This is a genomic window from Mycetocola sp. Y442 (assembly GCF_056898615.1).
This window is the reverse complement of sequence record NZ_JBXHBV010000002.1, coordinates 1-13529: the sequence shown is the minus strand read 5'-3', so window position 1 is coordinate 13529 and position 13529 is coordinate 1. Positions and strand designations below refer to the sequence as shown.

The window sequence follows — 13529 nt, the reverse complement described above, 5'->3', positions numbered from 1 at the left end:
CCCGGATCCGTCCGGGGGCCTCCACCTGGACGCGAGAACATGACAAGCACACTGAACCGGCCGCCGGTCGAGAGTCCATCTCCCCGCGCGTCGCGCACCCCCAAGAAGGCGCCCATGTCGATGAAGCACCGGTTGAGTGCCCTCGATGTGAAGGCCTCCCCCTACCTGTACGTCGCCCCCTTCTTCATCCTCTTCGCCATCGTCGGTCTCTTCCCTCTGGTCTATACGTTCGTTGTATCGCTGTACGACTGGCACCTGCTCAAGGGGCAGGGCGAGTTCGTGGGGCTGGGAAACTTCACGGCGGTCCTCGGAGACCGTTTCTTCTGGAACTCGCTGTTCAACACGGTGAGCATCTTCTTCCTCTCCTCGATTCCGCAGCTCACCGCCGCCGTCATCATCGCCGCGGTGCTGGATCAGAACCTGCGGGGTAAGACGTTCTGGCGGATGAGCGTGCTCCTGCCGTACGTCGTCACTCCGGTCGCCGTCGCCATGATCTTCTCGAACGTCTTCGGCGAGGAATACGGACTGATCAACAACATCCTCGAGAGCTTCGGCATTGACCCGATCATGTGGCGCAACGAGACGCTGCCAAGCCACATCGCAATAGCGACGATGGTCAACTGGCGGTGGACGGGATACAACGCGTTGATCCTGCTCGCAGCGATGCAGTCGGTACCCCGCGACATCCACGAATCTGCCGCTCTCGACGGCGCCGGGGCTCTCCGCCGGTTCTTCAGCATCACCCTTCCCTCCATTCGCCCGACGATGATCTTCGTCATCATCACGGCGACAATCGGCGGCCTGCAGATCTTCACGGAACCCCGCCTCTTCGACCCGGTCACCGCCGGCGGATCACAGCGGCAGTTCCAGACCACGGTGCTCTACCTCTGGGAAATGGCCTTCTTCCGCCAGAACTTCGGCAAGGCCTCGGCCATTGCCTGGCTGCTGTTCCTGCTCATCGTGATCTTCGGCCTGATCAACTTCCTCCTGTCCCGCAGCATCGCGACGGCAGAGGGTAGAGGTGCGAAAGCACGAGCACAGCGCCGGCTGCTCAAGGTCCGCCAGCGCGAAGCGCGGGACGCCGTGAAGCGCGGCGCTGCGACCTCGGTCGTGGCGGAGACGCTCCCCGCGCCTGGCCCCGCCAATCCGACAGACCCACCAGCACCGACAGAAGAGAGGGGTAACCGATGAGCGCGAACACCCTCACCCGCCAGACGGAGACTCCTCCGAGCCTGCCAACGCGACGCAAAGCGAAGTTCTTCGGAATCGACAAGCGTCCCGGGTGGCTGACCTACACCCTGCTCGGGGTGTTTTTCCTCTCCTCGGCCTACCCCCTGTGGTGGTCGTTCGTCATGGGCACTCGGAGCAACGCCGCGTTCGGCTCGACCTGGCCCCCGCTCCTGCCAGGAGGAAACTTCTGGAAGAACGTCGGTGAGGTCTTCGACACGGTGCCGTTCTGGCTCGCGCTCGGCAACAGCGTGCTCATCTCGAGCATCATCACGGTGTCCGTCGTCACCTTCTCGACGCTCGCCGGTTATGCGTTCGCCAAACTCCGCTTCAAGGGCCGCGATGGCTTGATGCTCTTCGTCATCGCGACGATGGCGATTCCCACCCAGCTCGGCATCATCCCCCTGTTCATGGTGATGAGGACGCTCGGCTGGACCGGAGAGATCGGTGCGGTGATCATCCCGACCCTCGTCACGGCGTTCGGCGTCTTCTTCATGCGCCAGTATCTGGTGGACGTGATCCCGGATGAACTCATCGAAGCGGCCCGCATGGATGGCGCGAGCATGATCTCGACCTTCTGGCACGTCGCCGTCCCCGCGGCCAGGCCTGCAATGGCGATCCTTGGCCTGTTCACCTTCATGACGGCGTGGACCGACTTCCTCTGGCCGCTCCTCGTCCTCAACGCGAGCAACCCCACACTGCAGACGGCACTCAGCCAGCTACAGTCGGCGCGGTACGTCGATTACTCGATAGTGCTCGCTGGGGCCATTATGGCTACAGTCCCATTGCTCATCCTCTTTATCGTGGCGGGCAAACAACTCATTTCAGGCATCATGCAAGGAGCAGTGAAAGGTTAATGGCACTCAACTTTCCCCCCACCTTTATCTGGGGGTCGGCAACAGCTGCGGCCCAGGTCGAAGGGGCAGGCCACGAGGACGGCAAGGAAGACTCGATCTGGGATGCTTTCGCTCGCGTTCCGGGAGCGATCGCCGGTGGCGATGACCTCGAGGTCGCCGTCGACCACTACCACCGCTATGCCGGTGACGTCGCAATCATGAAAAAGCTCGGCCTCGACTCGTACAGGTTCTCCACCAGCTGGGCGCGCGTTGTGCCGGGCGACCGCGAGCCGAACCAGGCCGGCCTCGACTTCTACTCCAGGCTCGTCGATGAACTTCTCGGCGCCGGAATCCTGCCCTGGCTGACCCTCTACCACTGGGACCTGCCGCAGGCCCTCGAAGAAAAGGGCGGATGGGCCAACCGCGACACAGCCGAGCGCTTCGCCGACTACGCCGCGACCGTCTATGGCACCCTGGGCGACCGGGTGAAGAACTGGACGACGTTCAACGAGCCGTTCTGCTCCTCCCTGCTCGGGTACGCCTCGGGCGTGCACGCACCCGGCCGACAGAACCCGACGGACGCCGTTTCAGCGATTCACCACCAGCACCTGGCCCACGGTCTCGCCGTGAACCGGCTGCGTGAACTCGGTGCAGAGCAGATCGGCATCACGCTCAACCTGTCGAACGCGATCCCCCTCGACGCCAACGACCCGGTCGATGTCGAAGCAGCTCGCCGGTTCGACGTACTCCAGAACCGGGTGTTCCTCGACCCCATCGTCACCGGCGCATACGCCGATGACACGCTCAACGACCTCGAGCAGTTCGGTCTTCGCGACATCATCCAGCCGGGCGACATGGAGATCATCGGAACGAAGATCGACTTCCTCGGCGTCAACCACTACCACGACGATCAGGTCTCGGGCCACCCGGACGATTCAGGAACAGACGGTCACTCCGGCGCGACCGAGCGCGACATCAAGTCGTGCTGGATCGGCTCCGAGTACATCACGTTCCCGAGCCGCGGCCTGCCGCGTACGGCCATGAACTGGGAGGTGAACCCCTCCGGGCTGCACAAGCTGCTGGTTCGGCTGGGCCGCGAATACCCGAACATGCCACCGCTCTTCGTCACCGAGAACGGCTCGGCATACCAGGACGTTCTCGAGGGCGGGCGCGTGCACGACACCGAGCGTACGCAATACATCGTTGACCACGTGCAGGCCGTGTCGGACGCCATCGCCGACGGCGCGGATGTTCGCGGGTACTTCGTCTGGTCCCTCCTCGACAACTTCGAGTGGTCATGGGGATACGACAAGCGATTCGGGATCGTCCGCGTCGATTATGCAAGCCAGGAGCGGACGATCAAGGACTCGGGACTGGCCTACGCAGAGATGATCGCTACTGCCAAGACGGCGGAGCTCGCGCACTAGAGTAGGACGACCGAGGGGGTGACGCGGATGACAACGCAAGACATCGAACCGACACGCGCGCCGGCATCCGCCGGGCAGTCACCGACGCTCGAAATGGTTGCCGCCCGCGCCGGGGTGTCGCGCGCGACGGTGTCACGCGTCGTCAACTCATCCCCCAAGGTGACAGCGGAGGTGGTCGCGCTCGTCCAGAACGCGATTGCCGAGCTCAATTACGTGCCGAACCGGGCCGCGAGGTCGCTGGCCAGTCGAAAGACCCAGGTCATCGCCCTCGTGGTTCCGGAGTCGGCCGCGAAGGTCTTCGACGACCCGTTCTTTGCATCGGTGGTTCAGGGCGTTGCGCTGTACCTCGCCGACACCGACTACACGCTCAACCTGCTGATCGCGTCGGAGACCAAGTCAGACAAGACGAGACGCTACCTTCTCGGCGGAAACGTCGATGGCGCCCTCGTGGTTTCGCACCACTCAGGTGACCACTCGTACACCCGCCTTGGGCAGCAGTTGCCGATCGTTTTCGGTGGCCGGCCGATCAACCCCGAGACCGCGGAGGGGCACTACGTCGACGTCGACAACGTCGCCGGTGCCCGTGTCGCCACCCAACGGCTCATCGATCGGGGATGTCGCTCGATCGCGACGATCGCCGGTCCGCAGGACATGCCGCCCGGCATCGACCGGCTTGCCGGGTGGCGCGAGGCTCTCACCTCCGCCGGCCTTGATGACTCGCTCATCGAGTACGGCGACTACTCGCCGGATGACGGCGCCGAAGCGATGCGACGGCTGCTCGCACGGGGCGTGCCGATCGACGGGCTCTTCTCATTCAGCGACCAGCTCGCCGCAGGGGCGTACTCGGTGATCCGCGAGGCAGGGCTGACGATACCCGGCGATATCGCGGTCGTCGGTTATGACGACGACCGCTACGCAAGCACCATCGACCCGCCGCTCACGACGGTTAACCAGGCGCCTGCAGCGATGGGAGCAAAGATGGCAGAAATCGTCGTGCGGCTGATCGACGGCGAAAAGATCGACACCGCGACGACCATGCCGACGAAGCTTGTCGTACGCGACTCCGCCTGACGGGGAACAGCGCCAGCGCCCAGCGCGATCACGTTTCCGGTGGTGTGGCTGTTCCTGGCCCGGGGGAGCACAATAGAAGGAATAGCCCGGCGCCGTTTGCGCTTGACTGAAAGAGGCCTCGAGGCACCGCGTTACCTCGCCTCCTTCGTAATCCAACCCAAGATCGTGAGTTCCGCATGTCCCACCCTCTCGCAGCGACGACGGAGCTCACCGGCTCTCTGACCGACGATGAGGTGCTCGTTCTCCGCCGCGATTTCCCCGCGCTGAACCAGAAGGTCAACGGCAACGACCTCGTCTACCTCGACTCGGGGGCCACCTCACAGAAGCCGGCGAGCGTGCTCGACGCCGAACGCTCCTTCTACGAGCACGACAACTCAGCGGTGCACCGCGGTGCGCACACCCTCGCCGCGAACGCCACCGAGCTGTTCGAGAACGCCCGTGCCACAGTCGCCCGCTTCGTCGGCGCGCGCGATAACGAAATCATCTGGACCTCCAACGCGACGGAGGGCATCAACCTCCTCGCCTACGCTTTCTCCAACGCCAGCCTCGGTCGTGGCGGTGCGGATGCCGCGCGCTTCGTTCTGAAGGCCGGCGACGAAATCCTGACCACAGAGGGTGAACACCACGCCAACCTCGTGCCGTGGCAGGAACTCGCCGCCCGCACCGGTGCGACGCTGCGCTACATCCCGGTGAACGATGACGGCACACTCAGGATGGAGGAGGCGGAGCGCCTGATCACCGACCGCACGAAGATCGTCACGTTCACCCACGTCTCCAACGTCACCGGCGTGATCAACCCGGTCGACGCCCTGGTCCGGCTGGCGCACACCGTCGGCGCGCTGGTCGTACTCGACGCCTGCCAGTCCGTGCCGCACCGCACGCTCGACCTCGCCGCCCTCGACGTGGACTTCGCCGTGTTCTCCGGACACAAGATGCTCGCGCCGACGGGGATCGGTGTGCTTTACGGCCGGGCAGAGTTGCTCGATGCGATGCCACCATTCCTCACCGGCGGATCGATGATCACGACGGTGACCATGGAGGCATCCGGTTACCTGCCCGCTCCCCAGCGGTTCGAGGCAGGCACGCAGAAAGTCTCACAGGCCATCGCACTCGCCGCCGCCGTCGACTACCTCACGGCGGTGGGCATGGACCGGATCGAGCGGTGGGAATCATCCCTCGGAGCACGACTCGTCGAGGGATTCGGCACGCTGCCCGGCGTGCGCGTGCTCGGGCCCGCCGCCGGCGTACACCGCGCCGGCCTCGCGAGCGTTGACGTCGAAGGGGTCCACGCCCACGACGTCGGCCAGTTCCTCGATGACCGCGGCATCGCCGTTCGGGTCGGGCACCACTGCGCCCAGCCGCTGCACCGCCGGTTCGGCGTGACAGCGTCAACCCGTGCGAGCGCGTATCTCTACAACACGACCGCCGATGTCGACGCGGCCATCGACGCCATGGCATCCGTCCGCGCATTCTTCGGAGTGAAGTAATGGCATCCGGAGATCTGGCAGGGATGTACCAGCAGGTCATTCTCGAGCACTCGCGCGAGAAGCACGGCTTCGGCCTGGAGCCAGAAGCGGATGCCTCGAGCCACCAGTTGAACCCCACCTGCGGTGACGAACTGACGATGCAGCTTCACCTCGACGGCGACGTGGTTCGTTCGCTCAGCTGGGAGGGTGCGGGCTGCTCCATCTCAATGGCATCTGCCTCGCTGCTGCACGACCTGGCGCCGGGGCTCTCCGTCGACGAGATGCGATCACGGATCGAGCTGTTCCGTGAACTCATGCACTCGAAGGGCGCTGGAGTGGACAACGATGAGCCGCTCGGAGACGCCGTCGTGCTCGAGGGCGTCTCCAAGTACATGGCGCGAGTCAAGTGCGCCATGCTCGCGTGGGTTGCCCTCGAGGCCGACCTCGCCCAGCTCCAGAAGTAGAACCGGGCGAGGTACTCAGGGCTTACGCGAAGTGCGGCGTGACCTCGGCGGCGATCAGCTCGAGGTGATCGAGGTCCGACAGATCGAGAATCTGCAGGTACACGGTTTCGACGCCGTCGTCCTGCAGCGCGCCGAGCCGGTCGATGACCTCGGACGGGGTTCCGGCCAGGCCGTTTTCGCGCAGCTCACCGGTCTCCCGGCCGATTGCGGCAGCCCGCCCGGCGTACCCCGCTTCGTCTGACGCGACGGCGGCGACAAACGCCGCGGAGTAGGTGAGGTCGTCGGGGTCGCGTTCGATGGCTTCGCAGGCCCCGCGAACACCGGCAAACGTGGCGGCGATCTTGTCGAATGGCACAAACGGCGCGTTGAACTCTGTAGCGAATCGAGCGGCCATCGCCGGGGTGCGCCTGGGCCCTCCACCGCCGACGATCACGGGCACGCGGTCCTGCACTGGCTTCGGCAGGGCCGGCGAGTTCTCGAGTGAGTAGTGCTCGCCGCTGAACGAATAGCTCTCGCCGACCGGCGTGCCGAACAGCCCCGTCACGATCTCGAGTTGCTCCTCGAGCATGCCGAACCGCTTCGGCGGGAAGGGTATTCCGTACGCAGCATGCTCTTCCTTGTACCAGCCCGTTCCGAGGCCGAGCTCGACCCTGCCGCCTGACATCTGGTCGACCTGGGCCACCTGGATGGCGAGGATGCCCGGCGGTCGGTACGTCACGCTCGACACGAGGGTGCCGAGGCGAATCCGCGAGGTCTCGCGAGCCAATCCGGCGAGAGTGGTCCAGGCGTCGGTTGGTCCGGGAAGCCCCGAGAAGTGGTCGCCCATCTTCAGGTAGTGGTCGCTGCGGAAGTACGCGTCGAAACCGAGGCGCTCAGCGGCCTGTGCCACCGCGAGCTGGTCGTCGTAGGTTGCTCCCTGCTGCGGTTCGGTGAAAATCCTGAACTTCACAAATCGCCTTTCTTGTCGTTGAATGTGCGCCAGTCGACGTCAGCGGCCGCGAGTCTGGCTCGCATGACGGCGATCGCTTCGGGGTTCTGGTCGATCATGATGAAGCGCCGGCCCAGGGTCGACGCAACCGCACCCGTCGTGCCGCTGCCGGCGAAGAAGTCGAGGACGACGTCGCCTTCCCTGCTGGATGCCTGGATGATGCGGCGCAGTATCCCGACGGGCTTTTGGGTCGGATACCCGGTCTTCTCCCTGCCGGTGGGCGAGACGATCGTGTGCCACCAGACGTCGGTGGGGAGCTTGCCGCGCTCCACCTTCTCTGGCGTGACGAGTCCTGGAGCCATGTACGGTTCGCGATCGACGGCATCCGAGTTGAAGTAGTACGCTTTCGGATTCTTCACGTAGACGAGGATCGTGTCGTGTTTCGTCGGCCACTTGCTCTTGGACTTCGCTCCGTAGTCGTAAGCCCAGATCAGCTCGTTGAGGAAACAGTCGCGGCCGAAGATGGCATCGAGCAGCACCTTTGCGTAGTGCGCCTCACGATAGTCGAGGTGCAGGTACAGGGTGCCGTCGTCGGCGAGCAGTCGCCATGCCTCGAGGAGCCTTGGCTCGAGGAAGGTCCAGTAGTCGTCGAACGTGTCGTCGTAACGGCGCAGTTCTCCGCGGATGCGTTCGTAGCTCTTGCCCTTGAACCCCGTGCTGCCACCGTTCTCCACGCGAACGCTCGAGGTCACGTGGCGCTGTTGCTCCCGCCCTGTGTTGAATGGCGGGTCGATGTAGACGAGGGTGACGGATGCGTCAGGCAGGGTGGGCAGGATCTGGAGATTGTCGCCCTCGATGACCATGTTCGCCATTGGAGCGGGGTCGTTCACGACGGACGGGTCGTTCACGACGGAGACGTCAGCCGTCTCGTCGGCGGTCACGGTCACGGCACCCGATTCAGCCACGCGTCAGTGGCGAACTTGGACTCGACGAGAGCCTCGGCCTCGGCATATTCCTCGGGCGTTATGTCGCCGGGAACCGCGTCGGTGAGACTGACGAAGGTGGCCTTCATGCGCTCGATGATCTCGGCGCGGCTGAGTCCGGTCTGGCTGCGCAGCGGGTCGACGCGCTTCGCGGCCGACTTCGTGCCCTTGTCGCTGAGCTTCTCGCGCCCGATGCGGAGCACCTTCGCCATGAGTTCACCGTCCATGTCGTAGCTCATGGTGACGTGGTGGAGTACAGCTCCGTTGCCGAGTCGCTTCTGGGCGGCCCCGCCGATCTTGCCGCTCGGGCTCGTGATGTCGTTGAGTGGCTGGTACGTCGCCTCGATGCCGACGGAGCGGAGTGCGCTGAGCACCCAGTCGTCGAGATAGGCGTAACTGTCCGCGAACGTCATCCCCTTAACCAGTTCCGCAGGCACGTAGAGCGAGTACGTGATGATCTGGCCCTTGCCCATGAGCATCGCGCCGCCGCCGGAGATGCGACGAACCACGTCGAATCCGTTGGCCCTGGCCTGTTCCAGGTCGACCTCGTTCCTGACCGACTGGAAGCTGCCAAGAACAACGGCCGACTCCTCCCACTCCCAGATCCGGAGTGTCGGGCCTCGGCGCCCGGCGCCAACCTCGGCGGTGAGCACCTCGTCCAGGGCGAGGTGCATCCGTGGCGAAACCGGTTTCGAGTGGATCAGCTCCCACGGGAAGTCACGCCAGTCTGCGGCCCCGGAGAGTGAGCGGCGAATCGCTGTCGCTACGGCTTCAGGACTGAAGCCGAGGAGCGTCGCCCCTTCCGGAAGGCCGCGGCGGATTGCGGATGCCAGCGCCGTGGCATCCGTCTCGACCGGAAGGCCGTTGACGGCCCTGTTAATGTCTTCGAGAGCACTGTCTGGCTCGAGAAAGAAGTCGCCGGCGAGACGGAAATTGGCGATCCGGCCCTCGTCGACATCGAGGTCGACAACGACGAGCTTGCCGCCGGGAACCTTGTACTCACCATGCATGTGTCCAGCCTAGCCGTGGCAGGCGCACGAGGAGAGGGCGCCGAATCGCGCACCGTGGGTGACAATGGGGCTATGACTACTCTGTTTTTGGCCCGCCACGGCGAGACGGTCTGGCATGCTGACCACCGATACGCCGGCACCGCCGATGTGCAGCTCAACGAAAACGGGTTGCGCGAGGCCGAGACCCTCGCGGACTGGGCGAAGGATGCCCGCCTCGACGCGATTTACTCGTCGCCGCTGAGCCGCGCGATCCTCACGGCCGAGCCGAGCGCCCGGGTTACCGGACAGATCGTCGAGACAGACCCGGATCTCCTCGAGGTCGGGTTCGGGGTCGGCGAGGGACGCACGCTCGACGAGTTGCGACCGACGTATGCCGCGGAGGTGGACGCTTTCGTCGCCAGGCCCGCCGAGGCGGTGCTGCTGGGCGGCGAGCAGGGCCTTCACGGCATCACCCGGTACCTTCGCGCGTTCGACCGGATCGAGGCCGCGTTCCCCCAGGGCCGCGTGCTCGTCAGCTGCCACGGCACGGCGCTCCGGCTGACACTGTGTTCACTGATGGGGATCGACCCGAACCGCTACCGCGAGCTCATGCCTGTCGTTCAGAATGGCGCGGTCACCACGCTCGAATACACAGCGGGGAAGGCGCGGCTCTATGCGTTCAACGTCCCCGCGAGCGCTGCTGCCCACCGCTACTGAGGCCCGGACAGGACGTCACCGGTGTGCGCGTTGAGCCAGCCCACGAGGTCTGCAATGATCTCGTCCCGGTTCGTCTCGTTGTAGATCTCGTGCCTGGCACCCTGGTAGATCTTCAGCGTGACGTCGCTGAGTTTCGCCCGTTTGACGTACGCGTCGCGCAACAGGGTCAGTCCCCGCGTGCCGCCGAGGGGATCATCCGAACCGCCCTGGATCAGCATCGGGATGTCACGGGGCATCTTTTTCGGCGGGAGTCCGACAAGTACAAAAAAGGCCTGCGCCGGCGTCCACACCGGGGTCACGGCAATGTCGAAGTTGAACTCGTCGGCAGAGAACCCCTCCCACACGGACTCGTCCCGACTGAGCCACTCCAGCCCGGTCGCCGTCGGTGATTTCCACCTGCGGTTGTAGTTGCCGGCTCCGACAACGCCAGGGATGGCGAGCGACGATCCGGACAGAACAACAGCGTCGTAAATGTTCGCACGATTGATGATCTTTTGCGCCATCATCGAGCCCCAGCTGTGCGCGAGCAGCACCAGGGGCAACTCTGAGTGCTCATCCCGAATCCGCTCGCCGACAAACTGTGCGGTGTCGATTGCGGCTCGTATATTGCGATCGCCGAGTTTGCCCATTCCGAGGTGATGAATTCCGGTCTGGCCGTGTCCGCGCTGATCGTGAGCGATGACTGTGTAGCCGGCCGCGTTGAGTTCCCTGGCGAGCGGCGCATAGCGGCGGGCGTGTTCACCCACTCCATGGCTCAGGTGAATGACGCCCTTCGGATTCGGCACCGACCAGGTGTAGTAGTAAATGGTGACGCCGTCGGCGTCGACCAGCGTCCTTGACTCGGGCGCCGTGGCATCCGTTCGCGTTTTATCCTCATCGGTCATTTCCATACTGTAACCGTCGCGAACCGCACCAGGGGGTTATTAGCAGTACTAACGAGGTCTTTACCTTGGCTAACTACTTTGCTATCATGGACTCTCGTGGCAAAAACTATCGCTGAGCAGGCCTCCGACCTGCGAATGGCAACCTTCCGACTGGCGCGTCGACTTCGCGCCGAACGTGCAGAGAACGAGCTGAGCGACGGGCAACTGTCTGTTCTCTTCGGCTTGCGCGCGGCGGGCACCCACACCCTCGGCGAGCTGGCCGAACGTGAGCACGTGTCTGCGCCGTCGATGAACCGCACGGTGAATTGCCTCGAAGAGTCGGGCTACCTGACGAGGGTTCCCGACGCCACCGATAAACGTAAAGCCAACATCCAATTGACGGATGCCGGCGTCGCGATCGTCAAAGCAACAGTCACCAAGAGGGATGCCTGGCTTAACCACCAGATGCGCGCCCTCGATCCCGCCGACAGAGAAACCCTGGCCAAGGCCGCAGACCTGATGAGGAGACTCGCCACCCAGTGAGTGCAATGTTCCGATCGCTTTCGAGCTATAACTACCGCCTGTGGTTCATTGGCGCCCTCGTGTCCAACATCGGTGCGTGGATGCAGTCCACCACCCAGAGCTGGGTCGTTCTCACGGTACTGACCGACAACGACGCCGTGGCCGTCGGAATCACCATGGCCCTGCAGTTCGGGCCGCAACTGCTGCTCGTGCCCATCACCGGCCTCATCGCCGACCGGTTCGACCGGCGCAAGATCCTCATGATCACGCAGAGCGCACTGATGCTTCTCGGTGTTGGTCTCGGGCTCTTACTCATCCTCGGTCACGCCGAGCTCTGGCACCTCTACGTCTTCGCACTCCTCCTCGGCATCGTGAACGCCGTCGACGGGCCGGCGCGCCAGACCTTCGTGTCCGACCTCGTCGACGAGCACAACATGTCGAACGCCGTCGCCCTCAACTCCGCGTCATTCAATGCCGCGCGCATGATCGGCCCCGCCCTCGCCGGTCTCCTTATCGTCGTGATCGGCTCCGGCTGGGTGTTCATCGTCAACGGCGCCACGTTCCTCGCTGTGCTGTTCGCGCTCTACAAGCTGCGCTCGAGCCAGCTGCGCGCCCGCCCGCGCGCACCGCGCCAGCGGGGACAGCTCGCCGAGGGCTTCCGCTACGTTCTGAGCCGACCCGACCTCGGCGTCATCTTCGTCATCGTGTTCATCATGGGTGCGTTCGGCATGAACTTCCCGATCTTCGCGTCAACGATGGCGGTCGAGCTCGGCGGCGGCGCCGGCGACTACGGTTTGCTGTCGTCGATCCTCGCTATCGGCTCGCTCACCGGGGCCCTGCTCGCCGCGCGCCGCGACCGCGCCCGGATGCGTGTCATCATCGCCGCCGTCGGGTTGTTCTCGGTCGCCGCGTTTACGGCATCCGTTATGCCCACGTTCTGGACCTTCGCGTTCGCCCTCATTTTCATCGGCTTCGCGACGGTCACCATGCTGACGACGGCAAACGCATTCGTACAGACCACGACGAATGCCGCGGTGCGCGGCCGCGTGATGGCGCTGTACATGGCGGTCCTGATGGGTGGCACTCCGCTCGGAGCCCCGATCGTGGGCGGCATCGCCAACGCGTGGGGCCCTCGATGGGCACTTGCCGCAGCCGGAGTTGCGGCGCTGATCGCCTGCACGTTCGCGCTGACCTGGGCGGTGGCGGCACGGCAGCTGAGGTTGCGCGTGCACCCAGACTCTCGCTGGCGCCTCGTCGTCACGCACGCCGGTCGCCCACTCCCCGTGTCGTCGATCGTGCCAGAGGACTTTTCGGAGGAGGTCGCGCTCACCTCACCGATCTCACTGCCCGACCTCACCGGTACGCCGCGGCGCGAGTCAAAGCGGCCGGGCGACAAGAGCTCCGCGGCCGAACGCGCCACCCCGGCGACGAGCAGCCGGCGCTAGCCACCCCGCGGGCAGCTATCGGTGCTGGCGGGGCTGCTCGGGCAGAATTGGCGGGTCGCGGTGCCTCCAGGGCGTTGCTCGGCCAGAAATGGCCGGAGTTCGCGCGGTTGTGCAGCCGTTTCTGCCCGGGCAGCGGCCGAGCGGGCGTTTCTGTCCGGGCAGCCGTCGTGTTGGGAGCGGTGCGGCGTCGTCCTCTGGGCTGGGTGTGTGGGCGCATTGCTCGGCCGGAAATGGCGGGTCGCGGTGCCCCAGGACGTTGCTCGGCCAGGAATGGCGGGAGTTCGCGCGATTGTGCAGCCGTTTCTGCCCGGGCAGCGGCCGAGCAGCCATTTCTGTCCGGGCAGCTGGGTTAACGAGAAAAAGCCACCCGGTGGGTGGCTCTGGTGGTCGGGTATTGCGTGGCGGCTGTTCTTCGCGGGGTGTGGGTTAAAGACGAAGAGCCCACCCCGAGGGGTGGGCTCTTCTGAGTTAAGTCCGGCGGTGTCCTACTCTCCCACAGGGTCCCCCCTGCAGTACCATCGGCGCAAAGAGTCTTAGCTTCCGGGTTCGGAATGTGACCGGGCGTTTCCCTCTTGCTATGGCCGCCGAAAC

13 protein-coding genes and 1 rRNA gene are annotated in these 13529 nt (G+C 64.8%); 9 read left to right on the top strand and 5 right to left on the bottom strand.

The window, feature by feature from the left end; translation table 11 throughout:
- Positions 1-39 precede the first annotated feature (39 nt).
- The 6 genes from AC1X6S_RS06750 (at position 40) to sufU (ending at position 6491) form a co-directional block, all read left to right on the top strand.
- Positions 40-1191 carry a carbohydrate ABC transporter permease gene (locus AC1X6S_RS06750; RefSeq protein WP_483405001.1) on the top strand — a complete coding sequence of 384 codons (1152 nt, stop codon included), beginning with the start codon at positions 40-42 and terminating at the stop codon, positions 1189-1191.
- Entirely contained in the window at positions 1188-2084 is an 897-nt protein-coding gene (locus AC1X6S_RS06745) for a carbohydrate ABC transporter permease (RefSeq protein WP_108389933.1), read from the top strand. The genes AC1X6S_RS06750 and AC1X6S_RS06745 overlap by 4 nt, the downstream gene beginning before the upstream one ends.
- Positions 2084-3490: a GH1 family beta-glucosidase gene (locus AC1X6S_RS06740; protein WP_483405000.1), complete on the top strand. Its 1407-nt coding sequence runs from the start codon at positions 2084-2086 to the stop codon at positions 3488-3490. The genes AC1X6S_RS06745 and AC1X6S_RS06740 overlap by 1 nt, the downstream gene beginning before the upstream one ends.
- Before the next feature lie 27 nt (positions 3491-3517).
- Complete coding sequence (locus AC1X6S_RS06735) at positions 3518-4561, top strand: LacI family DNA-binding transcriptional regulator (RefSeq protein ID WP_483404999.1); 1044 nt, start codon at positions 3518-3520, stop codon at positions 4559-4561.
- Between the two features lie 176 nt (positions 4562-4737).
- On the top strand, positions 4738-6048 hold the full coding sequence (locus tag AC1X6S_RS06730; protein ID WP_483404998.1) for a cysteine desulfurase: 1311 nt from the start codon (positions 4738-4740) through the stop codon (positions 6046-6048).
- A complete protein-coding gene (gene sufU, locus AC1X6S_RS06725; protein ID WP_483404997.1) occupies positions 6048-6491 on the top strand; it encodes a Fe-S cluster assembly sulfur transfer protein SufU in 444 nt (147 codons plus the stop codon). Before AC1X6S_RS06730 ends, sufU begins: the two co-directional genes overlap by 1 nt.
- A 22-nt stretch (positions 6492-6513) precedes the next feature.
- Here sufU and AC1X6S_RS06720 read toward each other — a convergent pair whose 3' ends face one another.
- From AC1X6S_RS06720 to lplAB, 3 genes are all read right to left on the bottom strand, one after another.
- Complete coding sequence (locus AC1X6S_RS06720) at positions 6514-7440, bottom strand: LLM class F420-dependent oxidoreductase (protein WP_483404996.1); 927 nt, start codon at positions 7438-7440, stop codon at positions 6514-6516.
- Positions 7437-8282 (bottom strand): DNA-methyltransferase, encoded by an 846-nt coding sequence (locus AC1X6S_RS06715; RefSeq protein WP_483405875.1) that lies wholly within the window; start codon positions 8280-8282, stop codon positions 7437-7439. Before AC1X6S_RS06715 ends, AC1X6S_RS06720 begins: the two co-directional genes overlap by 4 nt.
- Positions 8283-8362: 80 nt before the next feature.
- Complete coding sequence (gene lplAB, locus AC1X6S_RS06710) at positions 8363-9412, bottom strand: lipoate-protein ligase LplAB (RefSeq protein ID WP_483404995.1); 1050 nt, start codon at positions 9410-9412, stop codon at positions 8363-8365.
- A 72-nt stretch (positions 9413-9484) separates the two neighbouring features.
- Here lplAB and AC1X6S_RS06705 point away from each other — a divergent pair, with 72 nt between their 5' ends.
- Entirely contained in the window at positions 9485-10108 is a 624-nt protein-coding gene (locus tag AC1X6S_RS06705; protein ID WP_483404994.1) for a histidine phosphatase family protein, read from the top strand.
- Here AC1X6S_RS06705 and AC1X6S_RS06700 read toward each other — a convergent pair.
- Positions 10102-10992 (bottom strand): alpha/beta hydrolase, encoded by an 891-nt coding sequence (locus AC1X6S_RS06700; protein ID WP_483404993.1) that lies wholly within the window; start codon positions 10990-10992, stop codon positions 10102-10104. The two genes, AC1X6S_RS06705 and AC1X6S_RS06700, sit on opposite strands and share 7 nt — an antisense overlap.
- 96 nt (positions 10993-11088) lie before the next feature.
- Here AC1X6S_RS06700 and AC1X6S_RS06695 point away from each other — a divergent pair, with 96 nt between their 5' ends.
- Positions 11089-11514 (top strand): MarR family winged helix-turn-helix transcriptional regulator, encoded by a 426-nt coding sequence (locus tag AC1X6S_RS06695; RefSeq protein WP_483404992.1) that lies wholly within the window; start codon positions 11089-11091, stop codon positions 11512-11514.
- Positions 11515-11519: 5 nt separating this feature from the next.
- Entirely contained in the window at positions 11520-12938 is a 1419-nt protein-coding gene (locus AC1X6S_RS06690) for an MFS transporter (RefSeq protein ID WP_483404991.1), read from the top strand.
- Positions 12939-13410: 472 nt separating this feature from the next.
- Here the strand turns inward: AC1X6S_RS06690 and rrf are convergent.
- Positions 13411-13527: ribosomal RNA gene (rrf, locus tag AC1X6S_RS06685) — 5S ribosomal RNA — on the bottom strand.
- Positions 13528-13529: the final 2 nt, after the last annotated feature.